Annotated in this window: 26 protein-coding genes and 1 tRNA gene; 8 read left to right on the top strand and 19 right to left on the bottom strand. The window is 62.4% G+C overall.

Translation table 11 applies throughout. The annotated features are described in order from the left end of the window. Positions 1-40 precede the first annotated feature (40 nt). The 6 genes from OKW27_RS22190 to OKW27_RS22215 form a co-directional block, all read right to left on the bottom strand. Positions 41-268: a hypothetical protein gene (locus tag OKW27_RS22190; protein WP_184063986.1), complete on the bottom strand. Its 228-nt coding sequence runs from the start codon at positions 266-268 to the stop codon at positions 41-43. Next, positions 265-756 (bottom strand): RusA family crossover junction endodeoxyribonuclease, encoded by a 492-nt coding sequence (locus tag OKW27_RS22195; protein ID WP_429334877.1) that lies wholly within the window; start codon positions 754-756, stop codon positions 265-267. Before OKW27_RS22195 ends, OKW27_RS22190 begins: the two co-directional genes overlap by 4 nt. Next, a complete protein-coding gene (locus OKW27_RS22200; protein WP_429334878.1) occupies positions 753-1,289 on the bottom strand; it encodes a hypothetical protein in 537 nt (178 codons plus the stop codon). The genes OKW27_RS22195 and OKW27_RS22200 overlap by 4 nt, the downstream gene beginning before the upstream one ends. A 61-nt stretch (positions 1,290-1,350) precedes the next feature. After that, positions 1,351-2,256: a hypothetical protein gene (locus OKW27_RS22205; RefSeq protein WP_429334879.1), complete on the bottom strand. Its 906-nt coding sequence runs from the start codon at positions 2,254-2,256 to the stop codon at positions 1,351-1,353. 47 nt (positions 2,257-2,303) lie between these two features. Next, entirely contained in the window at positions 2,304-2,501 is a 198-nt protein-coding gene (locus tag OKW27_RS22210; protein WP_429334880.1) for a hypothetical protein, read from the bottom strand. Positions 2,502-2,550: 49 nt separating this feature from the next. Continuing rightward, a complete protein-coding gene (locus OKW27_RS22215) occupies positions 2,551-3,402 on the bottom strand; it encodes a hypothetical protein (protein WP_429334881.1) in 852 nt (283 codons plus the stop codon). Positions 3,403-3,827: 425 nt separating this feature from the next. Here OKW27_RS22215 and OKW27_RS22220 point away from each other — a divergent pair, with 425 nt between their 5' ends. The 6 genes from OKW27_RS22220 (at position 3,828) to OKW27_RS22245 (ending at position 8,618) form a co-directional block, all read left to right on the top strand. Next, positions 3,828-4,049: a hypothetical protein gene (locus tag OKW27_RS22220; protein ID WP_429334882.1), complete on the top strand. Its 222-nt coding sequence runs from the start codon at positions 3,828-3,830 to the stop codon at positions 4,047-4,049. Beyond that, complete coding sequence (locus tag OKW27_RS22225; RefSeq protein WP_187617009.1) at positions 4,046-4,267, top strand: DNA-directed RNA polymerase subunit alpha C-terminal domain-containing protein; 222 nt, start codon at positions 4,046-4,048, stop codon at positions 4,265-4,267. The genes OKW27_RS22220 and OKW27_RS22225 overlap by 4 nt, the downstream gene beginning before the upstream one ends. A gap of 4 nt (positions 4,268-4,271) precedes the next feature. Next, positions 4,272-5,180, top strand: a complete 909-nt coding sequence (locus tag OKW27_RS22230; protein WP_429334883.1) for a YqaJ viral recombinase family protein — start codon at positions 4,272-4,274, stop codon at positions 5,178-5,180. An 89-nt stretch (positions 5,181-5,269) separates the two neighbouring features. Continuing rightward, complete coding sequence (locus tag OKW27_RS22235; protein ID WP_429336579.1) at positions 5,270-6,337, top strand: RecT family recombinase; 1,068 nt, start codon at positions 5,270-5,272, stop codon at positions 6,335-6,337. Continuing rightward, positions 6,334-6,840 carry a hypothetical protein gene (locus tag OKW27_RS22240; protein WP_184063950.1) on the top strand — a complete coding sequence of 169 codons (507 nt, stop codon included), beginning with the start codon at positions 6,334-6,336 and terminating at the stop codon, positions 6,838-6,840. The genes OKW27_RS22235 and OKW27_RS22240 overlap by 4 nt, the downstream gene beginning before the upstream one ends. Positions 6,841-7,019: 179 nt before the next feature. Further along, the gene (locus OKW27_RS22245; RefSeq protein WP_429336580.1) at positions 7,020-8,618 is read left to right on the top strand and encodes a recombinase family protein; all 1,599 of its coding nucleotides are present in this window, start codon (positions 7,020-7,022) and stop codon (positions 8,616-8,618) included. Here the strand turns inward: OKW27_RS22245 and OKW27_RS22250 are convergent. Then, positions 8,575-8,651: transfer RNA gene (locus tag OKW27_RS22250), tRNA-Met, on the bottom strand. The genes OKW27_RS22245 and OKW27_RS22250 overlap by 44 nt on opposite strands. Before the next feature lie 632 nt (positions 8,652-9,283). Here OKW27_RS22250 and OKW27_RS22255 point away from each other — a divergent pair. Further along, positions 9,284-9,529 carry a GNAT family N-acetyltransferase gene (locus OKW27_RS22255; protein WP_429336581.1) on the top strand — a complete coding sequence of 82 codons (246 nt, stop codon included), beginning with the start codon at positions 9,284-9,286 and terminating at the stop codon, positions 9,527-9,529. Between the two features lie 5 nt (positions 9,530-9,534). On the opposite strand, the gene OKW27_RS22260 is transcribed toward OKW27_RS22255, so the two are convergent. The 10 genes from OKW27_RS22260 to OKW27_RS22305 all read right to left on the bottom strand — a co-directional run bounded on the left by OKW27_RS22260 (position 9,535) and on the right by OKW27_RS22305 (position 22,972). After that, a complete protein-coding gene (locus tag OKW27_RS22260) occupies positions 9,535-12,720 on the bottom strand; it encodes a multidrug efflux RND transporter permease subunit (protein ID WP_429334884.1) in 3,186 nt (1,061 codons plus the stop codon). Positions 12,721-12,727: 7 nt separating this feature from the next. Then, on the bottom strand, positions 12,728-13,291 hold the full coding sequence (locus OKW27_RS22265) for a GNAT family N-acetyltransferase (protein ID WP_429334885.1): 564 nt from the start codon (positions 13,289-13,291) through the stop codon (positions 12,728-12,730). After that, positions 13,288-13,809: a GNAT family N-acetyltransferase gene (locus OKW27_RS22270; RefSeq protein ID WP_429334886.1), complete on the bottom strand. Its 522-nt coding sequence runs from the start codon at positions 13,807-13,809 to the stop codon at positions 13,288-13,290. Before OKW27_RS22270 ends, OKW27_RS22265 begins: the two co-directional genes overlap by 4 nt. 94 nt (positions 13,810-13,903) lie before the next feature. Continuing rightward, positions 13,904-15,301, bottom strand: coding sequence for a TldD/PmbA family protein (locus OKW27_RS22275; RefSeq protein ID WP_429334887.1), 1,398 nt, complete (start codon positions 15,299-15,301; stop codon positions 13,904-13,906). Next, complete coding sequence (locus tag OKW27_RS22280) at positions 15,298-16,737, bottom strand: TldD/PmbA family protein (RefSeq protein WP_429334888.1); 1,440 nt, start codon at positions 16,735-16,737, stop codon at positions 15,298-15,300. The genes OKW27_RS22275 and OKW27_RS22280 overlap by 4 nt, the downstream gene beginning before the upstream one ends. Next, positions 16,734-18,380 carry an ABC transporter ATP-binding protein gene (locus OKW27_RS22285; protein ID WP_429334889.1) on the bottom strand — a complete coding sequence of 549 codons (1,647 nt, stop codon included), beginning with the start codon at positions 18,378-18,380 and terminating at the stop codon, positions 16,734-16,736. The genes OKW27_RS22280 and OKW27_RS22285 overlap by 4 nt, the downstream gene beginning before the upstream one ends. Beyond that, complete coding sequence (locus OKW27_RS22290) at positions 18,380-19,492, bottom strand: ABC transporter permease (RefSeq protein ID WP_429334890.1); 1,113 nt, start codon at positions 19,490-19,492, stop codon at positions 18,380-18,382. The genes OKW27_RS22285 and OKW27_RS22290 overlap by 1 nt, the downstream gene beginning before the upstream one ends. Next, on the bottom strand, positions 19,446-20,498 hold the full coding sequence (locus OKW27_RS22295; RefSeq protein WP_429334891.1) for a microcin C ABC transporter permease YejB: 1,053 nt from the start codon (positions 20,496-20,498) through the stop codon (positions 19,446-19,448). The genes OKW27_RS22290 and OKW27_RS22295 overlap by 47 nt, the downstream gene beginning before the upstream one ends. A 7-nt stretch (positions 20,499-20,505) precedes the next feature. After that, complete coding sequence (locus OKW27_RS22300) at positions 20,506-22,335, bottom strand: extracellular solute-binding protein (protein WP_429336582.1); 1,830 nt, start codon at positions 22,333-22,335, stop codon at positions 20,506-20,508. A gap of 244 nt (positions 22,336-22,579) precedes the next feature. Then, complete coding sequence (locus OKW27_RS22305; protein WP_429334892.1) at positions 22,580-22,972, bottom strand: energy transducer TonB; 393 nt, start codon at positions 22,970-22,972, stop codon at positions 22,580-22,582. Between OKW27_RS22305 and OKW27_RS22310 the strand changes: the two genes are divergently transcribed. Continuing rightward, positions 22,959-23,318 (top strand): hypothetical protein, encoded by a 360-nt coding sequence (locus OKW27_RS22310; protein ID WP_429334893.1) that lies wholly within the window; start codon positions 22,959-22,961, stop codon positions 23,316-23,318. The two genes, OKW27_RS22305 and OKW27_RS22310, sit on opposite strands and share 14 nt — an antisense overlap. Before the next feature lie 2 nt (positions 23,319-23,320). On the opposite strand, the gene OKW27_RS22315 is transcribed toward OKW27_RS22310, so the two are convergent. Both OKW27_RS22315 and OKW27_RS22320 read right to left on the bottom strand, forming a co-directional pair. Then, positions 23,321-23,740: an ExbD/TolR family protein gene (locus tag OKW27_RS22315; RefSeq protein ID WP_090800842.1), complete on the bottom strand. Its 420-nt coding sequence runs from the start codon at positions 23,738-23,740 to the stop codon at positions 23,321-23,323. Between the two features lie 24 nt (positions 23,741-23,764). Next, positions 23,765-24,376: a MotA/TolQ/ExbB proton channel family protein gene (locus tag OKW27_RS22320; protein ID WP_090800844.1), complete on the bottom strand. Its 612-nt coding sequence runs from the start codon at positions 24,374-24,376 to the stop codon at positions 23,765-23,767. Between the last annotated feature and the right edge of the window lie 303 nt (positions 24,377-24,679).

Here is a 24,679-nt window from a genome sequence, read left to right on the forward strand (position 1 = left end):
GCGCATTCGGCAACTGGAAATCTGTGCATGGTTTTCCCACTCAGTGTGTCACCGCACCGGATTGCTGACGCGGGTCCGCTGGTTCCGCACCCACCAGCGCGGCGCGTGCAATCCGCGCGATATCGGGCAGCGTTAGCGCGCTCGTCGTGCCTTCCGCGAGGTCGGCAATCAGCGCGAGCGCTTCGCGCAAACGTGCAGCGTCGTGCAATGCGCGGTGGCGCATCTGGTCGGAACGGATCACTCTGACCTCTCTCTGTCGCAGGTTCATGGCATGGCCTCCATCGATAGCGCGTGCGCGAACGACAGCACGCACTGCTGTGCTGCAAGCGGTTCAACGACGACCTCGGTGCGCGGATTGGTGCGGTCGATACCGTGATAGACGTGTTTCTCGCGCACCTGCCTGTCGTTCCTATAGACGCCGGCCTGTACCAACTCGCGCACACTGGCGCCACCGGACCTGACTCTTGCATAGCGGTTCTGCAGCACGTCGAGAATCACGGATTCATCGAGGTCCGGCCGTTCGGACGCGTAGAAAATCCGCAGCCTGACGCGCACCGGGCCGGTCAGTTGCACGCGGCACGGCGGCGGAATCTGCCGCAGCGCGTAGCGCTCATAGGAGCGCGCCTTGTCTGACTTGATCGACATCGGCCGCGAGCGGATGCGGTTCGCGTCATCGCGATAGCGACGTGAGACGATTTCGCGGCTGTTCGCCTTGCCGGCGGGCTCGCCCAGGATCGTGAAGGCAATCGCGTTCACACCGTGGCCTCATGCGGCTCTTCGTCGTCTTCGCCCGGTACACGCGAGGGCAGCACGCCGCCGCGCAATTGGAACGCGGCATCGAAAACTGCGCGGTACTGCGCTCGTTTCTCTGCAGGCGCGTTGTCCAGATATGCGCGGCCCGATGGCGACAGTACTGCATCAATCGAGATTCGCTTCGTTTCATAGGTGAGCGGTGCGCCGTTTTTTGCGCACCCGCGTAGCAACATTTCAAAGGCCCATTGCGGCGAGGGCCGGCGATTCGCGAGCGGCGCAAGAATTTCCCGCATGCGTGCGAGGCACGCTTCTACCTTCGCCGGGTCCGCCCGGTCGGGCTGCGGCAGACGTGGCGGACAGCTTGCTGCGGCTTGTAGGCGCGTGGCGCGGCAGAGTTCAAGGAATTCGGGCAGCGTCGGTGGATGCGGCACATCGCAGAGCGCGACAATGCCGGCCTGTAGCGCTTCGGCTGGCACACCCTGAAGCGTGTGCGTCCAGACGCGTTTCAGATCGTTGGTATCGACGCCGCGCCACATCACCACGAAGCGCGCGCCATAGATCGCGTGCATCTGGCGAAACAGCCATTCGCCGCGGGTTTCAGGTTGATCGGTCGGGAACATCGCGCACGTCCTCAGGGGCAAGGTCGAACACGTTTGGCGGGCGCGACGCATCGCGCCCGGTTAGCGCCGCGATCATTTCGCGGTCGCGTGCCTCGCGCACATCGCGCGGGCTGAGCCGCGCGAACGGCGGTCCGGTTGCACCGTTCGAGCGAGGCAGCAGCCATTCGGCCTGAAACCCGCCCCAGCCACGCGTGCAGCAGATGCGCAGTGCGTCGTTTAGCGACAAGGCAGCCGATTGCGCTTCCCGCAGAACGCCAGCAATGGCCGTTTCCGTGGGTTTCAGACGCTTGCCGCTGCGCAGGGTCAGCCAGTCGCTTGCGATCTGAGGTTCCACACCGAGCGACACAAGACGCGCGTGCGCGTCGAAGCGCGCTCCGCGCGCGGTTTTTGTCTTTGCATTGGATGAAGTAGAAGATGAAGATGAAGATGAAGAGCCGTCACTTAAGGAGGGCTTTGGTGCGGGGTTTGGTGCGTCACCCTCAGCAGCACCAAAGCGCGAGGAATTGCCGCGAATGGTACGCACGTATTCATCCCTGACCATCCGCGAGGAATACCAGACTGGCCCGGTCTGTTCGCATACCAGAACGACAGGCGTTCCCTCCCTTCGTCCCGAACGGGGAACGTAGACATAAGGCTCGACAGGTTCACCCACGTCGCCGCCTTTCAGGATTCGCTTGTCGGCCAGCATACGCAGCGCGGCGAGCGTGCAATGCACCGCTTGGGCGATGTCCCTCAACGGCCAGCGAACCGTGCCGTAATCCTCCTGGTCGTGTAGCAGGCACAGCACGTCAATCCAGATTCCTTTTTCCGAGTGCGAGCAGCGGCGAAGTTTGCCGTTCGAAGTCCAGTCGCCCGGATAGAACTGGAACGAGGGACGTTTCATTGGTCCGCCTCAGTGTGTAAATGCTTTTGACCACTGCGAGCGGGCGCTTACGGTTGCCGATCCTGCAGCGCATCGCCGAGTGCCAGCAGAAACGCGCAGGCCGGTAAGCCAGAGCTATCAGCCAGCAACGCGCGGGCTCGCGCGTCCTGTTCGCGCAGCTCTGCCAGACGGCCACCTATGCAGCGTGTGACCGCTTCAGCGTCACGCAGTACGACGCACGCCGCGCGCTCATAATCGGCCAGCATGAGTGCGCGTCTTGGGACGCGGATAGCGAAACTTCCTTCGATTCTGGAATCAGTCATGGTTTGCCCCTTCCAGCATTGCGCACAGAAACGCGGTCATTGCCGGCACGATGCGCCGTACCTCGGCCTGCATGGCGTCCGTCATCGCGTCATAGATCGCGACGGGATTCTTCGACAGATACCCGTCGCTTTCGAAGTCGCGCACGCGCCCCCATATCCAGAGCACGTCCTCGGGAATCCGGTTGATAGTCGCCGCGACGTCGTTGCGAATTTCGCGGACAAGCGCCGCTGTTGAGGGCTTCCCGGCGGGGTCGTGCAACGCTTCCTCGAACTGCGCTTCAGGAATCGCGGCCAGCTTCTGCCACTTCGAAGACTGATCGCGCGTCACGCCGAGATCGGCAAGCGTTTGCGGGCGGGAAGGTGTCGAATCGTGCGACACCTTGGGCGACGCGTTCGCCGGATTGACGTTGCCTTTCGGCGTCGCCCGCATTTCCGCTTCGGCAAGTTCTTTCAGCAGCACGCCTGCGCGGCGTTCGGCGCGAAGGCGGATTGCGCACGCCTTGCGTTCGGCGTCGGTGTTCTTCGCCTGCCTTGCATAGACTTCGAGCGCGAGTGCCCTGTCGCGAAGGTCTTTCACTTCATCGACGCGATGGCATTCCGCAATGGCGGTACACATTGCAACGTAGCGTGCATCGACCCGCGCCCCGGCGCGGGCGGTCATGTTCCGGCGTACGTCGATAACCGTATCGCGTGACGCGCTGGTCACCCTGGCTATCGCCGTGTTGGTCGCGGTCGGATCGGCTTCGATGGCCTTGCGGATCGCTTCGCGGTTGACCCTGTAGCTGCGCGGGTACGTCTTGCCGTCCGAGCCGGTAAGGCGCGCTCCCTGGTCGGCTGGATTCATCGCGTCATCCTACGGTGTCGTCACCCCGGGAAAATCGTCTATCGCGGTGAGCATGACGAATTCCTTTGCTGAATTCACGAACTAAAAATTAGGCGCAAAAAGGCACCCAGTCAATTACGTTGATTTGTATTAATCGTGCATGCAAGTGCATGGAAGTACACAGATGTTTTTTATAAAAAATCAAGGGGATAGGTGCATTCACTTAGCAAAATTGGATGTTTCAACCATTATCGTCAGATTATGTAAATTCATCCTCGACACCCGCTGCGCAAGCCGCTGATGGATATGAGAATAAAAATTAAACGACCGTTCTGGAAGCGGCAACTGATAATTTTTTATGCGGCAGTGTGCTTTATATTTTTCCTTGAACTCAACCCGGCTCGACGCCTATCTTTCGATCCATGTTTCTCGGCATGGAGTGAATTGTGTCAATCGGATTTATTGAGCACTGGTCAATGCCGCATGAAGAAGGTGGGGAAAACCACATTATCCGGTCGCCAGATAGCGAAGCGGCCTATGCGCATGCCTTGACTGTCCGCGATTCGATCCGCTCGGCCCGGCCGCCGGTCATCACTGGCCAGTATCGCGACATCGAAACAGGTCTATGGACGGTGTTCGTCCGCGTCCTGCCGGACCCGCAGCAATGAGCGCATACGACTTCTCGCTGCCTGCCCGACAGCCAATTGCGGAGCTTGGCCTGTCCGTGCGGATCGCCAACCAGCTTCGTGCGGCCGGTATCACGTCGATAGGCGAGTTGTGCGAGCGTCGTGCGCGCGACCTGTTGCTGATTACGCACGTTGGCCCGGATTCTGTGCAGGCCGTTGTGGACGCGCTGACGCAACGCGGTCTTTCACTCAGGGAATAGACCCATGAATGCAAGGAACGACTGGCTTGCGGAGCGCCGCAAGGGCATCGGCGGCAGCGACGCCGCCGCCGCTATCGGACAGTCGCGCTATCAGACAGCCTATGAGTTGTGGCTGGACAAGACCGGGCAGACAACAGGCGAGCGCGAAGACAACGAAACAACCCGCTTCGGCCGGGCGATGGAAGCCATCGCGGCCGATATGTTTGCGCATCGCACGGGTGTGCGTCTGCGCCGTCGCAATCAGATCATCCGACACCCGAAGTACCAGTTCATGGCTGCGTCCGTAGACAGGCTCGTTGAAGGTCGGCGCGAAGGCTTCGAAGCGAAGAACGTCAATGCGGATTTCTTCCGCTTCTCCGGCGAGTGGGGCGAACAGGGTTCGGATCAGGTTCCGGTCGAATACCTGTGCCAGTGCCATCACTATCTGACGGTACTGAACTACGACGCCTGGCACCTGGGCGCGGTTGTCGGTGGCAACCGTCTTGTCACCTACACGATAGAGCGCGACCCGGAATTTTCGGAACTGCTGATCGGCCAGGAAATGATGTTCTGGACGTTCGTGGAAACCGGCGAGCCGCCGCCTTTCGACTACTCGCACCGGCATGCGGTTGAAATCCTGAAGCATCTCTATCCCGGCACGACCGGCGAAACCATCGCGCTCGATGCGGCGCTGATGGACTGGCACAACGTACGCATCGAAGCCGATGAACAGGTGAAGTCGTATCAGGCCGTTAGCGACGGCGCACGCGCCCACATCCTGCACGCAATGGGTGAAGCCGCAATCGGCCGGCTTCCCAATGGTGGCGCGTACAAACGCAAGAATGTCCACCGTCCCTCGTACAGCGTTGATGCGTGCGATTACACGACGCTGACGTACAGCAAACCGAAGGAAGGAAAGGAGGTTGCCGAATGATCGCAACAGTTGAAGAGGAACCGCGCACCCTGAAACGGTTCGAATTGAACCCCGACATGCTTGGCTACATCGAGCGCTTCGCGAATCTGATGGCGACGGCTGGCGTCACCGTTCCCGAACCGTATCGCGGCAAGCCCGGCAATTGCGCAGCCGTGACCATTCAGGCGCTGCAATGGGGTATGAATCCATTCGCTGTCGCAGCAAAAACGCACTTCGTCAACAACCAGATTGGTTACGAGGCGCAACTCATCATCGCGGCTGTCAATACATCTGGCCTGCTGGTGGATCGCATCAACTGGGACTGGTTCGGCGATTGGGAAAAGATCGTCGGGCAGTTCGTTGAACGCGAGTCGAAAACGAAGAAAAACGAACACGGCGAGCCTGTCCGATACCGCGTACCTGCATGGAACATTGAGGACGAGGAAGGCGTTGGGGTGCGTTGCTTTGCGACGCTCAGGGGTGAGCGCGAACCGCGCGTGCTGACGATCCTGATGAAGCAGGCGCGCGTGCGCAACTCGACGTTATGGGCGGATGACCCGAAGCAGCAGATTGCCTACCTGTCCGGCAAACGCTGGTCCCGGCTGCACGCGTCCGAGGTTGTATTTGGCGTGCGCACGCCCGACGAACTCGACGTGATCGACAACGGCGTGCGCGACATGGGGCCAGCCGAAGAAGTCAGACGGGAATCCGCGGCGCATGGATCGTCGCGCACAAGTAGCGTCAAGGAGCGCATGAAGAAGAACGCGACTACACGCAACGCAGCGCCGACGCTTGACGAGGTTCTGAAGGCCATCGCGGAAGCAACGAACAGCGGCGAAATGACGGCGGCTGGCGAACTTGCAACCAAGTTGCGCACCGATCAGGAAAAGGAAATCGCGCGCACGGCATACAGCGACAAGCTCAACGCCGAACGCGCAGCGGCGCACGCGCAACCCGTGCAGGACGATCCTGCTGACGCAGGCTCGAAACGTGATCGCGGCGGCGAAGTGGCTGCAATGACGTTCGCCCAGGTCATGGACGCGCTGGAACAAGCGGAAACGCTCGACGCGCTCGATGTTGCCGCCGACCTGATACGCACCGTGCCGGACGAAGGCCAGCGCGAAGAGCTGGAAGAGTTCTATTTAGCGAAACGCCACAGGATGGAGAGTGAGCAATGATGCGCTTCGAAAATCATCCTGTCAGGCTTGAACACATCAACACGCGCGTGGAATTTCACGGCGAAGAGGAACGGCTTGCGCTCGACCTGACCATCAAGGCGGACCTGCCGAATACTGCGCTCGATGATATGTCGCCGACGCTGCGCAGTTCGCTATATGAGGCGGATCGGCAACCCGATATCGTTGACCCGGACAGTACGCCGGTACTGCGAAACCCACAGCTTGGCACGCTGCATTGGGCGGGCAAATTCGCTGGCGTAAAGCTCGCGCTGCGTGACGAAGATCGCGACGGCCTGGGCGACTTGCGCTTCGTGGACGCGCGCCTGGATCGCGTTCACTTCCAGCCGAAGGATGGGGGCACCTGTTCGTTCATATGGCACATCCATGTGTACCCGGACGACGAAGCGACGACAGCGCACACGGTCTATTTCCTGCGCCGGCCGCACACGCTTGGAACGATGAACGTGCCTGATCCGAACGGCATCGAAGATGAACAGGAATGAACGGGACAGCGCTCAGATTCGGAATGCGCTGAAAGCCTACAACGAATGTGGAGGCTAAAATTGTTGCGGGACAAGCATCCTGAAGCATGGCAAGCCCTGATAAATCTTCTCGCGCGCAGCGTAGCGCGCGACATGGTACGGGGTTCCCGAGCGGCGAACAACACGGAGAACGAATCGAAATGCGAGTGGCAATCTATGCCCGCTTCTCAACGGACAAACAGAAAGAAACATCGGTCACGGACCAAATAAACGTATGTGCGCGTCGCGTCGCGACGCTGGCCGAGTGCGAAATTGTTGCCCGTCATTCGGACGAAGGGATCTCAGGTGGGACGCGTGTCGAATCACGTCCTGGCGGCAAGCAGCTGATGGCCGACGCGATGGCGGGCCGGTTCGATGTATTGGTAATCGAAGCGCTGGACCGCCTGTCGCGCGATCAGGTCGAGCAGGAAACAATTTTGCGTCGGCTTGAGTTTCGCGGTATCCGCGTGCTCGGCGTATCCGATGGCTACGATTCAACCTCAAGTAGCCGCAAGGTGCAGCGGACGGTTCGCGGCCTTGTCAACGAACTCTATATTGATGATCTTCGCTGCAAGACGCTGCGCGGGCAGACCGGCCAGGTGGATCGCGGGTTCGTCGCCGGTGGCAAAAGCTACGGCTACGACCTCGTTAAAAGCGAGCATGGCAGCGATTACCGCGTCAACGACGAACAGGCGAAGTGGGTGCGGTTCATCTTCGAGAAGTTCGCGGCGGGCTGGTCCACCTTCAGGATATGCGACGAACTCAACCGCCTCGGCGTGCCGTCGCCGCGCAACACAACCTGGATGCGTTCGGCGCTGTACGGCTCACCGCGCAAGGGTTCCGGCATTCTCAATAACTCGGCCTACATCGGTATCTATATCTGGAACCGCTCGCAGTGGATAAAGGACCCTGACACGGGCGCGCGCGTACGTCAGGACCGGCCGGAAAGCGAATGGAAAACCGAACGCCGCGACCACTACCGCATCGTCAGCGATGACCTCTGGCACTCAGTGCGCATGCGCATGGGCGCGGATCGCCTGAACGCCGGAACGTCGGGGGCTGGACGCGCGCCGCGCAGCCTGTTCGGTGGATTGTTGCGCTGCCCTGAGTGCGGCGGGGCAATGGTTTCAATCAATCAGCGTTACTACGGCTGCGTGACCCGAAAGGAGCGCGGCCTGCAAGCATGTCACGGCGCGAACATTTACCGCGCTGAGACAGACGAACGATTGCTCAATATCCTGCGCGATGAACTGCTGTCCGACGACGCACAGGCGGGTATTGATTCGGCCGTGCGCCGATATTTCGCGAACGAACAGGACGATGCGGCCGGATCGGCCAGGGAGATTCGAGCGAAGGTAAGCACGCTCGACCGGCAGATCGAAAATCTGACGCAGGCGCTGGCGGAAATAGGCGTTTCAGCGGCCCTGATGGAACGGCTGAAAAAAGCGGAAGGCGAGCGTGAGGCGCTTACCCAGGCTTTGACTCGGACGAAGGTCAACAGCGAACAGTTCGCGGAAATTGCTCAACGCGCAAAGGCACGAACAACAGAACTCAGGGAAGCGTTATCGGGGGAATCCGTCGATGAAGCGCGGCAAATAATTGCGACGCTGATGGGACCGATAGAGATACAGAAGAGGGACGGTGGTTACTTCGCGTCCTATGAAGACGTTTCCGAACAACTGCTCGTCTGTGCTGCCGGAAATCAGTCTCGAATTGTGGTTGCGGGGGTAGGATTTGAACCTACGACCTTCGGGTTATGAGCCCGACGAGCTGCCAGACTGCTCCACCCCGCGTCAGAGAAAAAAGAGTATATCGGATCGCTGAGACAACGTCAAATGTTGGCGGGAAATACATATCGAGTGCGGTCGAGCAAGCGGCACATTCGCGCGGCGCGATGCGTCGCACGCGCTACGAAACATCGCAACGGCAAGTTGCACACTCCCCGCTCGCGCACGCGATAAGATGCGGGACTACCGCGAATCGGAGCAACTGGCCGGGACTTCATTCATCGAGCCTCGCCCGCGCGAACGCAACAACGCAAGAAGCTATCTTCATCGTTGAGCGGAACTTGATATGACGTATCCACCCGATGCAATTCTTCCTGCGCTGCCCGTGAAAACCTCTTTGCTCAAGTTGCGCAGGCATCGGCACCCATGCACGAGGAATCAACACGGCATTTAAATTTTTCTGCCGGGAACACGGTCGCCCATGCTCATGCGTATTGCGCCATGAGTCGTCCCTTCGTGCTTCCAATCGATCATCTATTTGCGTAAGCGGGGATACCCGTTCACGCGATACACCATTTCTTTCAACCAAGACGGTCCATCTTGCTGCGCGCGGTGTGCGGCTTTCTGCTCGGACGAACGCATCTTCCTGCGGCGGGTGCCGATAGTTGCCACATCAGTGAGACCGCCATGACACTTCTATCTTTGGTCTCGCATCCTTCCAGGCGTGTCATCTCAGGTTCCCGGTATCGCGGCGCTTCGAAGGTCGCGGCTTCGCGCGCGAAGGGTTGAGCAACGCAATCGACCACGTCTTTAGCACGCTGCAACTGCATCGCGTAACGGCGAATTACCGGCCCGACAATCTGCGCAGCGCGCGACTCCTCGAGCGGCTCGGCTTCGAAAACGAAGGCCTCGCGCGTGCGTATCCGAAGATCGACGGCGCGTGAGCCGATCATGTGCTGACATCGCGAATCAACTCGCGCGACTGACGCCGATAGCCATGCAAGCGCCGCAGCGCGCCGCGCGGCCCTTGCTGCGCGACCACCGCCACCGCCTGAAACGCGACCGGCGCAAACACCAGCCCGAGCAAGGTCGCCGTCACGACGCCGCCGAACACGCCCGTACCGATCGACCGGCGGCTTTCCGCACCGCCGCCGCTCGCCAGCACCAGCGGCACGACGCCCAGCAGGAACGCCGACGACGTCATCACGATCGGGCGAAATCGCGCGCCCGCCGCGCGTATCACGGCGCGCGTCAGCGGCACGCCGCGTAGGCTCAGGTCGCGCGCGAATTGCACGATCAAAATCGCGTTTTTCGCGGACAAGCCGATCACTGTGATCATCCCAACCTTGAAGTAGACGTCGTTCGGCATGCCGCGCATCAGCATCGCCGCAATGGCGCCGACTACGCCAAGCGGTACGACCATCAACACCGCGAGCGGAATCGTCCAGCTTTCATATAGCGCGGCCAGCGCCATGAACACCGCCAGCAGCGACAGTCCGAGCAGCAACGGCGTCAGCCGCGCCGCCGCGCGTTCTTCGCGCGCCGCATCGACCCAGTCGAACGCGATGCCCGCAGGCAAGCTCGCCGCGAGCCGCTCCATCGCCTCCATCGCCGCCCCCGAACTGACACCGCTCGCCGCACGGCCGTTCAGATCGAGCGACGGATAGCCGTTGTAGCGCGTCAATGCGACTGGCCCGATGGTCCAGCGGCGCGTCGCAACCGACGACAGCGGCACCATCGCGCCCGACTGGTTCGGCACCGACAACGCCAGCAGATCGGTTTCCGTCATCCGCGTCGACGCATCGCCCGCCACCAGGACGCGGCGCATCCGGCCACCCGCCGGAAAATCGTCGACGTAGTGCGAGCCAAAGGTGCTGCCGAACACGTCCGCAATCCGGTCGAACGATAAGCCGAGCGCGTACGCCTTCGCGCGGTCCACGTCGAGTTCGATACGCGGCGCGTCGGGCAGATCCTCGAAATGAATCGACGCCAGCGACGGATCGGCCTTCGCGCGCTCGGCAAGCTGGTCGCGGGCGGCCTTCAACGCGTCGCGGCCCAAGCCGCCGCGATCTTCGAGCCGGAACGTGAAGCCGTCCGCATGCCCGACGCCCGGCACCGACGGCGGCAATTGCGCCCGCACGTTGCCGTCGAGAATCCGGCTGAACGACCGGTTCAACGTGTCGCGCAGCGTCATCGCATCAACGCCGCGCTGGCCCCAGTCTTTCAGCGTGACGAATGACATCGCTACGTTCTGTCCGCTGCCCTCGAAACTCCAGCCGATCACGCTTGTCACGTTCGCCACCGCCGTTTGCATGCGCAAAATCGACTCGGTCGTTTCGACGACGGCGAGCGTGCGCGCCTGCGTCGCGCCGGCCGGCAACTGGATCATCACCTGCAGCTGGCCCTGGTCTTCGACGGGCAGGAAGCCGCCCGGCATCCGCCAGTACAACGCGCCGCACAGCAGCAGCAATACGGCATACACCGCGAGCAGCGGCCCGACCCTGCGCATCGCGGCGGCCGTCATGGCCCGGTAGGCGCGCGACGCGCGATCAAAGCCCTGTTCGAAACGCGTCGAGAGGCGCGCGGCAACGCCACGCAAACCGCGTCGCGCGTCACGCTGACGGACCGATTGCGCAGGCGCGCTCAGCAGGTTCGCGCACAACGCGGGCGTCAACGAAAGCGCCATGAAAGACGACACCAGCATCGACGCAATCATCGCGACCGCGAATTGCCGGTAAATCCCACCGACGCCGCCAGGAAAGAACGCCATCGGCACGAACACGGCGGTCAGCACCGCCGTCACGCCGACGATCGCACCGCCGATCTGTTTCATCGCTTTCAATGTCGCGTCGCGCGGCGCCATGCCCTCCTCGTCCATCACGCGATGCACGCTCTCGACCACCACGATCGCGTCGTCGACCAGAATGCCGATCGCCAGCACGAGGCCGAACATCGTGAACACGTTGATCGACAAGCCGAATGCGTACATCGTGACAAACGCACCCATCAGCGTGACCGGAATCACCACTGTCGGCACCAGCGCGTAGCGCAGATCGCGCAGGAACAGCCACATCACGAGAAACACCAGCAAGATCGCCTCGGCCAGCGTGATCAGCACTTCGCGAATCGCAACGTTGACGAAGCGCGCGCTATCGAACGGCACCTGAACCGCGACGCCCGGCGGCAAACGGCTCGCCAGTTCCGCGAGCCGCGCCCGAATCGCGTCCGATGTTTCGAGCGCGTTGCCGCGCGGCCCGAGTTGAATCCCGACCGTCGCCGACGGCTTGCCGTTCAGGCGCGACCAGAACGTATAGTTGTCGCGGCCGATCTCGACCCGCGCGACGTCGGCAAGCCGCACTGCCGAGCCATCGGGGTGTGCTTTCAGCACGATCTGGCCGAATTCCTCCGGCGACAGCAACTGCCCTTTGACGTTCACCGACGCGCTCAGCTGCTGGCCGTCCACCAGCGGCGCGTCGCCGAGTGTGCCTGCCGCGACGCTCGCGTTTTGCGCAGCAATCGCGGCGTTGACGTCGGACGCGGCGAGGCCGAATTCGCGCAGCTTCATCGGATCGAGCCAGACGCGCAACGCTTCGTCGGCGTCCCACAGTTGCGCGGAACCGACGCCCGGCGCGCGCTTCAGTTCGCGCATGATGTCGCGGCTGAGGATGTCGCTCAGTTGCGCGGAATCGCGCGTGCCATCGGTGGACGTCAGCGCGACCAGCATCAGGAACGTGTTGGCGGCCTTGAAAACGCTGATACCCTGCTGCACCACCTGTTGCGGCAAACGCGGCTCGACCTGCTTGAGCCGGTTCTGCACGTCCATCATCGCGATATCGGGGTTGGTGCCGGGCGCGAAGGTCGCCGCGATTTCAAGGTTGCCGAGGCCGTCGCTGGCGGTTTCGTAGTACAGCATCCCGTCGGCACCGTCGAGACTTTCTTCGATGATGCTGCCAACGTTCGCATCCACGGCTTCCGTCGATGCACCCGGATAGACGGCGTCGATCACGATACGCGGCGGCGCGAGTCGTGGATATTGCGCGACCGGCAGTTGCGTCAACGCGAGCGCGCCCGCGATGATTACCGCAAGCGCCAGAATCCACGCAAAGACCGGTCGGTCGATAAAAAAGGCGGCCAAGGCATGCTCACGCGTGTGGGTTCGGTGCGAGCGCGACCGGCGAAGCGAACACCGGCGCATCGGCGAAACGGGCCATATGGAATGCATCGACCAGCTTGCCGTCGCGCATCGCGAACGCTGGCGAGCGTCCTTCCTCGACGAAACCGAAGCGCTGGTACAGAGCGATCGCGCGGTGGTTGTCGACGAACACGGTCAACTCCAGCCGACGCAGGCCGAGCAGCGTATCCGCGCACTCGACGGCCGCCGCGAGCAGCGCCGTGCCGATGCCGCGCCCGACGTAATCGTCATGCACGCAGAGACCGATTCCCGCGCAATGCGCCATCCGGTGCATGCGCGGCAACACGTCGATCATCCCGACCACGCGACCGGCCGCCTGCGCGCACAGCCCGAGCGTGTTCGCGGGCATTTTTTCGAGCCAGCTCCCGACCGTCGCGTTCGAGCGATACGGCGTCTGCAACGTGCCATGCCGCGCGCCGGGGCAGTTCATCAACGAAGTGATCGCGTCGAGGTCGGACACTTCGCGGGCGCGGATAATCACATGCGCCGTGTCGGGTTTCAACGAGACGTTCATACGGCCGCCTCGATTTCCGCTTGCAGATGACCCATCGGCGCGCGTAAGCGGCCCATGAACACCGAGTCGATCAGCATGCCGTCGCGCAGCACGGCGCCGCGAAAGGTCGCTTCGTGCGAAAAACCGAACTTGCGATACAGCGCAATCGCGCGATGGTTGTCGGCGAACACGTTCAGCTCGAGACGGCGCAGCCCGTACCAGTTGTCGGCGGCATCGATCAGTTCGGCCATCAGCCGCGTGCCGACGCCCTTGCCCTGCCAGTCGTCGTGCACGCTGATACCCAGCCAGCCGCTATGCGCGCGGCGCAGCGTGCCCGGATGCAGATCGGCCGAGCCGACCAGCGTATCGCCCACCAGCGCTGCAATCGCCATCGACGGCGCCGCGAGCTTCGCGAGCCAGCCTTGAGTCTGCTGCAAGGTCGGATACGGACGCATCGGGTTCTGGCGCATCACACCGGGGCATGAACGCAGCGCGTGGAATTGCGCGGCGTCGTCCGGATCCAGCGGCCTGATGCTCATCTCGACCGGTTCGGCCCCGAACCGTGTCGTGCTCTCAAATATTGTCTTTGGTTCCGTCATTGTTATGGCCTTCAATCTGTCATCGGAAACTCACTCACAGCGTCAGTTCGAACGAGCGTGCCAGCAAGCCGGGTAGTTTCCAGCCGCCGGTCTGCCGCTCGCCCTCCGTTCCATCGTTCAGCAGCAGTTCCGGCTCGGCGTCGAGACGTTCGAGTTCGCTCGACAGCAAACGGTACAGGCTGTCGTCGAAACGCATCGCGTCGACCGGCGCGACGATCTGGCCGCGTTCGACCCAGAACGTCGCGAAACGCGTCATGCCGGTCAACCGGCAATTCATCCGGTCAGAAAAATTCACGTACCAGAGATTGCCGACATACAGCCCGGTATCGAGTGCGGCAAGGATATCGGCGGCGTCGAGATCGCCGCCAGCCATCGCCAGCGACTCGGGCGTTTCGCCGGCGAGCGCGCCGTTCGGCGTCAATCCGTATTCGCGCGCGCTACGGGCGTTGGTCAGTTGCCCGGCGTTGCGGCCGTCGTGAATCAACGGCACGCTGTCGCGCTGATAACCGTCTTCGTTGAAGCGCGGCGTGATATTCAGGCTCAGGTCTTCGGTCATCGACACGCGCGGATCGAGCGCGACTGCGCCGCTGTGCAGCCGGTAAAACGGGCTGCGCGCGGTGGCGTTCGCGCGCGCGGAAAACCCGCCCCACGACGCCGTGCCGACCAGTTCCAGCATCGCCGCCGGCGCCAAATACGTGCGATACCGCCCCGGCGACAACGCGCGCGGCGTGTGTCCAAGCACCGGCAAACGTGCGGCGGCCTGTTCGACCTTCGCGGCGAACACGCTGTCGTCCCAGTGGTCGCCGGTGTACGTGCTTTTGATCGCACGGCCGCTCGGGTCGTACAACGACCAGCTAAAGCTGAAGTTGCTGACTTCGTACCAGCCGCGACTGCCGCGCGACGACGCGAAGCCGCGCACCATCGAGCCACCGGCATAGAAGCCGACGAAATCGAGTCCGCGCGCGCTTTCGGTGGCGATCCGCAACAGTGCGTCGGGCGCGGGCAGCTTGCCGCTGCGGCGCGTCGATTGGGTCCATTGGGTGGCGTCGTACAACAGATGCGGGTCGTCGGGCGCATCGCGCAAGCCGTCGCGCAACGTATTCAGCGCATCGGCGATATCGCGCAGGTCCGTCGCCGGATCGCCGCATACCGTGAAGCTCGAATACGCCTGCCTGGCGCCGTCGATCAGGCGGACGGTCAGTTTGCCTTGCGACACCTGGCCGATCTGCCGAACCTTGCCACCGTTGAAGCGGATAAAGTCGGATCGCTCCGCCGACAGCCGCGTCAACGCCACTTCGTCGCCGCTGAGCAACGTGTCGATCGCATCGGCAAGCAGCGCGAAATGCGCGTGCCAATCCGGCGACTGCGCGTTCGAGGCGAAATCGAAGCCGCTCGATGCATTGACTGCATTGACTGCATTGGTTGTAGTCATCGCGCGCCTCCGAATACATCGACATGCGTGAACACGCACGGCGGCGACGCATGGCCGACGCGCACCACCTGCGTCGGTTCGCCTTTGCCGCACATCGACGTGCCGAACACTTCGCGCGTGCCGGCATTGCCGACCGCGCTCAGACTGCGCCAGAAATTCGCGGATATGCCGCGATAATTCGGTTGCCTGACGATTTGCGTGAGCTTGCCGTTTTCGATCAACTGGCCGAACTCGCAGCCGAATTGAAACTTGTTGCGGTGATCGTCGATCGACCACGACGTATTGGTGCGCATCAGGATGCCGTGTTCGATGCCGGAAATCATTTCGCCCAGCGTGCTGGTTCCCGGTTCGATATTCAGGTTCGCCATCCGGTCGATCGGCGCGCGATTCCAGCTCGACGCACGCGAATTCGCGACGCCCGCCATCTTTGCGCGCTGTTGCGACAGCGCGCCACCGAGCGGACGTTCGAGCACGCCATCGCGAATCAGATACTGTTTGCGCGCTTCAGTGCCGTCGTCGTCGAATGCGTACGACGCGGCTTCTTCGCGCAACGACGGATCGAATGTCACGTTGAGCAGTTCCGAGCCGTAACGGTAAGTGCCGAACATCTCCGGCTTCACGAAACTCCATCCGGCGAAGTTGCGTTCGTCGCCGAGAATCCGGTCGAGTTCGAGCGGATGCCCGATCGATTCGTGAATCTGCAACATCATCTGATCGGGCATCAGCAGCAGGTCGCGCGGACCAGACGGACAGTTCGGCGCGGCCAGCAAGGTCAGCGCGTCGGTGGCGAGCCGCACGCCCGCGCCGTCGAACGCGTAGCGGTCCAGCACTTCGACGCCGCCTTGCGCGAGCGTGCCGTAATTGCCGCCGAGCGTGCGCACCTGCGTGTCGCCGTTCGCGTGCGCCGCGACGCTCATTTCCGGCATCACGAGGCAAAAGCGCTGGTCGATTCGCGCGCCGTCGCTGGTCAGATAAATCTGTTCGGTGCGCGTGATCTGCACGGATGCCGTGCGCTCGACAATCCGCTCGTCGATTTTCGCGGCGGCGCATTCGTGCGCGAGACGCGCGAGCCATTCGCCGCGCGTCGGCAGCGGCTGGTCGGCATTGGGCGAGACATACGCGCCGCTGAGCGCTTCGCGCGACACCGCGCGATGGTCGATCAGCGATGCGCCGGCGCTCGCCAGCGCACGTTGCGTCGCGATATCGAGCGCAGCCTGCAAGCCCGCGATGGACAGATCCGTGGTTGCCGCATAGCCCGCGCCCGCGCCGGCCCACGCGGTCAGCATGGCGCCGCGTTCGCGCTGCGTGCGCAGCGGCTGCGCGACGTCGTTGCGCACTTCGTGGTCGTCGATCTGTTCATCGACAATCCGTAAGGACCAGAACGCCGCATTGCTCTTCAACGCACGGGCGGCCTGCGTCCAGCGCGATTCACTCATTGCAGCACCTCGGGTTCGTCGTGCTCCGGCGCGATCATCGACGCGGCGAGCAACGACTGCGTATAAGGATGTGACGGCGCATGCAGCACGTCGAGCGTGTCTCCCGCCTCGACCACGCGGCCGTTCTTCATCACGATCACGCGATGCGCCATCGCACGCATCACCGCCAGATCATGGGTGATCAACAGATAGCTTAACCGGTACTTCTTCTGCAAGCCCGCCAACAACTTAAGCACCTGTTGCTGGATCGACACATCGAGCGCGCTGGTCGGCTCGTCGAGAATCAGCACTTCCGGTTCGACCGCCAACGCACGCGCGATCGCTATGCGCTGCCGCTGCCCGCCGGAAAACTCGTGCGGATAGCGCAGCATCGATTCTTGCGGCATGCCCACTTCTTCGAGCATCGTCCCCACCCGCGCGCGGCGCGTGCGCGCGTCGATTTCCGGCCGGTGCACCTCGATCCATTCCCCGACGATCTGCTCGACCGTCATACGCGGCGAAAGCGACCCGAACGGGTCCTGAAACACCACCTGCATCCGCGAGTACAACGCGCGGCGCGAGTTCGCGCCACGCAAAGCCGACAACGGCGCGCCGTCGATATGGATATGACCGGCGGCGGGCCGTTGCAGACCGAGCAGCGTCGCCGCCAGCGTCGATTTTCCGGAGCCCGATTCGCCGACCACGCCGAGCGTCTCACCGCGACGCAGCGTCAGATCGACGTCGTGCACTGCGCGAAAGGTCGAACCGCTGAACAGCGAGCGCCAGCCTTTCGCGGCCGTCCGGTAATCGACCGCGAGGCCTTGCACCTCGAGCACCCGACGCGCGTGCGGTTCGATCGGCCCGATCTCGCGATGCGGTTCGCTGTCGAGCAATCGCTGCGTGTAAGGATGCTGCGGCGCTGCGAACAGCGCCTGGGTCGTATTGGTTTCGACCAGCACACCCTTTTCCATTACCGCCACGCGTTGGGCGAAGCGGCGCACGAGATTCAGGTCGTGCGTGATCAGCAGCACCGCCATGCCGCGATCGGCGGCTTCCTGTTCCTGCAACTCGATCAGCAGATCGACGATCTGCTGACGCACGGTGACGTCGAGCGCGGTAGTGGGTTCGTCGGCGAGCAGCAGGCGCGGACGGCACGCGAGCGCCATCGCGATCATCGCGCGCTGGCGTTGTCCGCCGGATAGTTGATGCGGGTAGCTGTCGATCCGCCGTTCCGGCTCGGGAATGCCGGTACGGCGCAGCAGTTCGATGCCGCGGGCGCGCGCCGCGTTCGACCGCAAACCCTCGTGCAAACGCAGGCTTTCGGCGATCTGCTGACCGATCGTGAACAGCGGATTGAGCGCGGTCATCGGCTCCTGAAACACCATCGCGACGTCGGCGCCGCGAATCCCGCGCATCTGCTGCTCGGTTTTCTGCAATAGATCGACGCCGTCGAGACGGATCTGGCCGCTGGTCTGCGCATGTTCGACGAGGCGCAGGATCGACAGCGCCGTGACGCTCTTGCCCGAACCGGATTCGCCGACCAGCGCAACCCGCTCGCCGCGCCCGATCGTCAGATTCAGTTCGCGAACCGCGACCTTGTCGCCGAAACGGATCGAGAACGTGTCGATTTCCAGCAAAGGCTTGTGCAACGTTGCGTCGCTCATCACTTCCTCCCGCCGAACGCCGACCCGCGTGAACGGGCGTCGAGCGCATTGCGCAACGCGTCGCCCATGAACGTCAGCAGCAACAACGTGATCACCAGCGCGGCAAACGCAGATACCGAAATCCACCATGCGTCGAGGTTGTTCTTGCCTTCCTGAAGCAGTTCGCCCAGGCTCGGCGTGGGCGGTGCGACACCCAGCCCCAGAAAGTCCAGACTCGTCAGCGACAGAATCGCGGCGCTCATCCGGAACGGCAGGAAGGTGATCACCGGCGTCATGCTGTTCGGCAGCAGATGACGCCAGATGATCTGCCAGTTGCTCAAACCCATCGTGCGCGCGGCGCGAACGTAATCGAGCGAACGGTTGCGCAGGAATTCGGCGCGCACATAGTCGGACAACACCAGCCAGCCGAACATCGACAGCAGGATAAACAGCAGCCACAAACTCGGCTCGAAGATCGACGCGAAGATGATCAGCAGATACAGGTCCGGCATCGAACTCCATACTTCGATCAGGCGCTGCCCGATCAGGTCGGTGCGGCCGCCGTAAAAGCCCTGCAGCGCACCCGCCAGCACGCCCAGCACGATACCCGACACCGTCAGCGCAAGCGCCATCAACACCGACAGCCTGAAGCCGTACAGCAATCGCGACAGCACGTCGCGGCCGTATTGATCGGTGCCGAGCCAGCTGGTCGCGGACGGCGACGCCGGAAACGGCCGCGTGGCGAAGTAATCGATCGTGTCGTAGTGGTAGTGATTCGGCGGGTAGATCGCGAAGTTGCCTTTCTCCGTCAACTGCTTGCGGATAAACGGATCGAGATAGTTTGCGCGGGTCGGAAAATCGCCGCCGAACATCGTTTCCGGATAGTCCTTCACGATCGGAAAATAGTCATGGCCGTCGTAACGGACCATCAGCGGCCGGTCATTCGCGAGCACTTCGCCGAGCAGGCTCAGCACGAACAGCGTCGCGAACACGATCAGGCTCCAGTAACCGAGCTTCTGCCGGCGAAAACGCTGCCATACGCGTCGCCCAGGCGACACGGACACCGGCAACGCGCCGGGCGGCAGCTTATCGGTCCAGGCTGTTGAACTGGATGCGGGGGTCGACGAGGACATAGCAGACGTCAGCAATGAGTTTGGTCACGAGACCAATCAGCGTGAACAGGAACAGCGAACCCAGCACGACCGGATAGTCGCGGCGGATCACCGAGTCATAAGACAGTTGGCCCATGCCGTCGAGCGAAAACAGCGTTTCGATCAGCAGGTTGCCGTTCAGGAAGGCGCCGATAAACGCGGCGGGCAGTCCGGTCAGCAGCGGAATCGCGGCGTTGCGCAATACGTGCTTCCACAGCACGTCACGCTTGGGCGCGCCTTTCGCCCGCGCGGTCAGCACGTATTGACGACCAATCTCTTCGAGAAACGTATTCTTGGTCAGGATCGTGACGATCGCGAAGTTGCCAACCACCGACGCCGTCACCGGCAACACGATGTGCCATAGATAATCGAGCACCTTGCCGAACGCGCTGAGTTCGTCGAAGTTATCGGACGTGAGGCCGCGCATCGGGAAGACCTGCCAGAACGTGCCGCCGCCAAACAGCATCAGCAGCAGCACGCCGAACACGAAGCCCGGAATCGCGTAGCCGGTCAACACCATCACGCTGGTGGCGGTATCGAAGCGCGAGCCGTTGCGCACCGCTTTCGCGATCCCGAGCGGCACCGACACGATGTAGGTCAGCACGACCGTCCATAAGCCGAGCGTGATCGACACGGGCAGTTTCGAGCGGATCACCGCCCATACGCTCTGATGGTGATAGTAGGACTGGCCGAGATCGAAACGCGCGTAGTCCCTCAGCATCTTCAGATAGCGCATCAGCGGCGGTTTGTCGAAGCCGAACTGCTTCCTGATCTGCTCGATCTGCTGCGGATCGACGCCCTGGCTGCCGTGATACGCGCTGCCGCCGCCTCCGCCTTCGCCGCCGCGCTGCTGGCCGTGACGCAACTGCGTCATCATCTGTTCGACCGGGCCGCCCGGCACGAACTGCGTCACGAAGAACGTCAGCGTAACGACGCCGATCAGCGTCGGGATCATCAGCAGCAGACGTTTGATGATGTAGATAAACATAAGCCCCTCACTTCGCCTCGGCGGTATTGGCCGCAGCGGACGGCGGCTTGCGATACCAGTAGCTGACGATCCAGTCCTCGCCCTGGAAACTGACCGGCGTCACCGACGGGTAGCCGAGGGCGCTTTTGTACGCTATGCGCGTATCCGGCGCAAAATATTCGGGCACCAGGTAATAGCCGTTGATCAGCACGCGGTCGAGCGCATGGGTCGCGGTTTCGAGTTCGTTCAGCGTGCTCGCGCGCATCACCGCGCGCACCAGCGCATCGACCGCCGGCGACCTCACGCCCGGATAGTTTTCCGAGCCGACCTGGGACGCCGATGCGCTGCTGAAACGACGCTCCAGTTCTGAACCGGGAATCGTCACGCGCAGATAGATGAACGTCGTCATATCGAACTCGAAGTTGTCGATCCGCTTCTGATACAACGCACTATCTATCTCGCGCATATGCGCATCGATGCCGAGCAGTTGCAGGTTGCGCATATACGCCAGCAGTACGCGATCCATGCCAGGCTGATCGTCGATGATTTCGATCGACATCGGGTTGCCGTGCGCGTCGCGCAACTGGCCGTCGCGCACCGTCCAACCCGCTTCGGCTAGCAGGCCGCGCGCTTCGCGCAGGTTCTCGCGCAACGTGTGCGGCGCAATCGTGTCGGCCTGCCTGACCATTGGACCGAACACGGCCGCCGGCAAACTCGCGCGATACGGGTCGAGCAGTGCGAGTTCGGCAGCGGTGGGCACGCCTTGCGCGGCGAACGGGCTATCGTCGAAGTAGCTGTTGGTGCGCCGGTACTGGCCGTAAAAGGTCATCCGGTTCAGCCAGTCGTAGTCGAACGCGAGTGCAAGGGCATGCCGCACCCGCACATCCGAAAACATCGGCCTGCGCGTGTTGAACATCAGCCCCTGCATCTGCGCGCCGTGATCCGGAAAGAGTTTGCGCTGCAACGCGCCGTTCTCGAAGTTCTTGCCGATGTAACGGCGCGCCCATTGCATCGAACTGTATTCGACCATCACGTCGGTATCGAGCGCTTTCAGCGATTCGAGCTGCGTGTAATGATCGTGATAGAGCTTGAACGCGACGCGCGCGAAATGGTACATGCCGCGCCGCGACGGCAAATCGGCGGCCCAGTAAGCCGGATTGCGACGGTAGACGATCTGCGTGTCGTTCTTGCGCTGCTCGATCAGATACGGGCCGCTCGACACCGGCGGCACGTTGGTCAACTGATCGAATGCGATGCGCGTGCCGTTGGCTTGCATTGCCCACTTGCGCGAGAAAACCGGCAGGTCGCCTGCGATCAACGGCGCGTCGCGTTCCACGTGCCTGAAGTCGAAGCGCACCCGCGACGGGTCGAGCACCGTGGCGCGGCTGATCACCGCGAACTGCGAGTTGAACAGCGGCGATGCCTGCGGGCTGGTCAGCGTATCGAACGAATACTTGACGTCGTCGGCGGTAATCGGATCGCCGTTCGAAAAGCGCGCTCGCGGGTCGATATGAAACACCGCTGATTTGCCATCCGGCGCCACCTCGACGTCGTCGGCGATCAATGCGTATTCCGACGCGAGTTCGTCCCAGCTGCGCTGCATCAGCGTATCGAACATCAGATGCAGGATGTCCGGCGCCGGCGCACCACGCGTCAGGAACGGATTCAGCGAATCGTAGCTTTGCGCTTCGTCGTAGTTCTGGAAAACCAGCGTGCCATCGGTCGGCGCATTCGGGTCCGCGTAATCGAAATGCGTGAACCCGGATGGATACTTCGGCGCGTCGTACTGCGCAATCGACGCCCTCGCGAACACGGGCGCGGTCGTCAACGGCACGACCAGCAGCCCCGCGACGAGCATCACCGCAACCCGCGCCGCGAACGCCGTAACGACGCGCGCGCGCGGGCCTCGAAACCTGTCGGTTGTCATCATGCGTGTCTGGACGCAATCGGCTCGTAGCCGATGCGCGATGCTTCGAAACCGCGCGGGCGGCGGCGGGTAGCCACCGCTCGCGCGGTTCCGGGTTGAAGGCCGGATGGGTAAATTGCGAAGGCCGGAAGTTCGCGTCGAAGCTGAGCTTATTCGTCGTCGTTACTCGTCGTGGTTACTCGTCGTCGGACGGTGTGGTCTTGAACGAGAACTGAACTTCGCCGACATACGGCTCGGCATTCTTCTCGCACTTGTACGCCTTGCCTGCGGCAATCACGGCTTCGTTGAACACCGACGTCGGCGGCGTGACGCGCATGATCTTCACGTCGCTGACCTTGCCGTCCGTACCGATCGTCAGATGCGCGATCACGTCCGCCGAAATACCGTCCGTCAATGCCTTGCGCGGAATCACCGGCTGCACCGACTGGCAATGACCGCGGCCGTCCACCACGCCATGCAGCGCGGGCGGCGCCGGCGGCGCGGCCGGTGCCGGAGCGGGTGCCGGCGCAGGCGTCGGCGAGGCGATCGCCGGAGCATTCGGAGCCGGATTCGCCGTGGGCTGGATCACCGGCTGCGGCGTCGGTCGCGGCGGCGGCGGCGTCGGGGTCGGCTTCGGTATTTCGTGCTTCGGCTGCGCTTTGGGCGGCGCCGGCGGCGGCTCCAGCTTCTTCACCTCGGGCGGCGGCGGTGGCGGAGGCGGCGGCGCAATCTGCACGCGCATCTCCTTCGGCGGCGGAGGCGGCGGCGGCTGGAACTTCATGTGCGACACGCCCAGAATCACCACGCGCCTCGACCACCACCGCAACGCCGATCGCCAGCTTCATGGGCATGCGACCGTGATGCGCCGGCGTCGTCGATGCCCAGAGTGCACCGTCCAGGCGGTTTTGCGGATCTTTCATGTCGATGGCCGGTGAACTCATGTCGTCGGGTTCGTGGCCAATGCAACCGAACTGATGCCCGCCGCGCGCACCAGGTCCATCACCTTGACGATATTCTTGTAGCTCGTGCCTTCGTCGCCGGCAATCGCGACATCTACTTTCTTCGAGTCGTGAACCAGACCTTGCAGGCGCGCGGTCAGTTCGTCGGGCGTCACGGGCTTCGAATCCAGATAGATTTCATCCGTCTTCGTCACGCCGATCGATAGCTTGACGGTCTGCTGCAACTGCTCGGCGGTGCTCGATTGCGGCAGGTCGAGCTTGATGCCTGTGCCCTGGATCATCTTCAGCGTCGCGAGCATGAAGAACACCAGCAGGAACATCATGATGTCGATCATCGGGATGATCTCGATGCGCGCTTTCTCTTCACCGCCGAGGTAATGGCTGCGATGGTTTCGCATGGTCCGTCTCCTTGAGTGCGGGCGTCAGACTGCGAAGCGCGATACGAGCAGCGACTTGATGAGGTCGAACTGGTTGACCGTCATCCGGATACGCTTGTTGAAGTAGTTCAGGAAGATCACGCAGATGATCGCGATGGTCAGCCCGCACGCGGTGGCCGTCAGCGCGTGACCGATGCCGCCCGTCACGCCGTTCGGGTTCGCGGTGCCGCTGGTGCCGAGCACGTTGAACGATTCGACCATGCCGATGATCGTGCCAAGCAGACCCAGCAACGGGCCGAGCGTCACGGCCGTATCGAGAATCCACAGGTTACGGTCGAGACGCGGCAACTGGAACATGATCGTTTCCTCGATCTCGCGTTCGACCACGGCTTCGCTCTTGCCCTTCACTTTCATCGCCGACTTCACGAGTTCGCCTTGCACGGTCTGCTTGTAGTGCTCGGCCACTTTGGCGGCATCTTCGGGATTGGCTGCATCGACGAGTTTCAGGTCATGTTCGAGGGTCTTGCCGGCACGCACGGCACGCGAGAAGAACATGAATCGCTCGATGATGATCGCGATGCCGAGCAGGAAGATGAACGCGAGGAGAGGGATCAGACCCATCGACTGGATCGAGTAGTTAATGAGGGTATTCAGCACTGCGGACTCCGGTTAGTACAGGCTCAAGCGGCCGTTGAATAACGGTAGGTTTCGAGATGCCGGCTGCCTTGTGAGTCGCCGGCTAAAGGCCCGCCACCTATGCAAAGCCCGTACCAGGTCAGGCGACTGGTTTCTCCGTAACGAGCGTCGCCAGTCCTTTACACGGGAAGCTTTGCCTTTTATTTCATGGACTTGCCGAGCGCGACAAAGATCTCGCATGCCCGCGGCTTGCGTGGCGCCCGCGCACGCATATAGCAAAATAAATTGGTTTTTGTAATTGGAGTAAGTCCGCTTTCCAAGACT

Source organism: Paraburkholderia sp. 35.1, from assembly GCF_050436525.1.
In the GTDB taxonomy this organism is placed as follows: domain Bacteria; phylum Pseudomonadota; class Gammaproteobacteria; order Burkholderiales; family Burkholderiaceae; genus Paraburkholderia; species Paraburkholderia tuberum.

Bases quoted from the DNA above. Each gene is read 5' to 3' on its own strand.
- OKW27_RS22190 (WP_184063986.1), bottom strand. From the start codon at position 268: ATGAACCTGCGACAGAGAGAGGTCAGAGTGATCCGTTCCGACCAGATG.
- OKW27_RS22200 (WP_429334878.1), bottom strand. From the start codon at position 1,289: ATGTGGCGCGGCGTCGATACCAACGATCTGAAACGCGTCTGGACGCAC.
- OKW27_RS22205 (WP_429334879.1), bottom strand. From the start codon at position 2,256: ATGAAACGTCCCTCGTTCCAGTTCTATCCGGGCGACTGGACTTCGAAC.
- OKW27_RS22210 (WP_429334880.1), bottom strand. From the start codon at position 2,501: ATGCTGGCCGATTATGAGCGCGCGGCGTGCGTCGTACTGCGTGACGCT.
- OKW27_RS22215 (WP_429334881.1), bottom strand. From the start codon at position 3,402: ATGAATCCAGCCGACCAGGGAGCGCGCCTTACCGGCTCGGACGGCAAG.
- OKW27_RS22225 (WP_187617009.1), top strand. From the start codon at position 4,046: ATGAGCGCATACGACTTCTCGCTGCCTGCCCGACAGCCAATTGCGGAG.
- OKW27_RS22230 (WP_429334883.1), top strand. From the start codon at position 4,272: ATGAATGCAAGGAACGACTGGCTTGCGGAGCGCCGCAAGGGCATCGGC.
- OKW27_RS22235 (WP_429336579.1), top strand. From the start codon at position 5,270: ATGGCGACGGCTGGCGTCACCGTTCCCGAACCGTATCGCGGCAAGCCC.
- OKW27_RS22240 (WP_184063950.1), top strand. From the start codon at position 6,334: ATGATGCGCTTCGAAAATCATCCTGTCAGGCTTGAACACATCAACACG.
- OKW27_RS22245 (WP_429336580.1), top strand. From the start codon at position 7,020: ATGCGAGTGGCAATCTATGCCCGCTTCTCAACGGACAAACAGAAAGAA.
- OKW27_RS22265 (WP_429334885.1), bottom strand. From the start codon at position 13,291: ATGAACGTCTCGTTGAAACCCGACACGGCGCATGTGATTATCCGCGCC.
- OKW27_RS22270 (WP_429334886.1), bottom strand. From the start codon at position 13,809: ATGAGCATCAGGCCGCTGGATCCGGACGACGCCGCGCAATTCCACGCG.
- OKW27_RS22275 (WP_429334887.1), bottom strand. From the start codon at position 15,301: ATGACTACAACCAATGCAGTCAATGCAGTCAATGCATCGAGCGGCTTC.
- OKW27_RS22280 (WP_429334888.1), bottom strand. From the start codon at position 16,737: ATGAGTGAATCGCGCTGGACGCAGGCCGCCCGTGCGTTGAAGAGCAAT.
- OKW27_RS22285 (WP_429334889.1), bottom strand. From the start codon at position 18,380: ATGAGCGACGCAACGTTGCACAAGCCTTTGCTGGAAATCGACACGTTC.
- OKW27_RS22290 (WP_429334890.1), bottom strand. From the start codon at position 19,492: ATGTCCTCGTCGACCCCCGCATCCAGTTCAACAGCCTGGACCGATAAG.
- OKW27_RS22295 (WP_429334891.1), bottom strand. From the start codon at position 20,498: ATGTTTATCTACATCATCAAACGTCTGCTGCTGATGATCCCGACGCTG.
- OKW27_RS22300 (WP_429336582.1), bottom strand. From the start codon at position 22,335: ATGCTCGTCGCGGGGCTGCTGGTCGTGCCGTTGACGACCGCGCCCGTG.
- OKW27_RS22315 (WP_090800842.1), bottom strand. From the start codon at position 23,740: ATGCGAAACCATCGCAGCCATTACCTCGGCGGTGAAGAGAAAGCGCGC.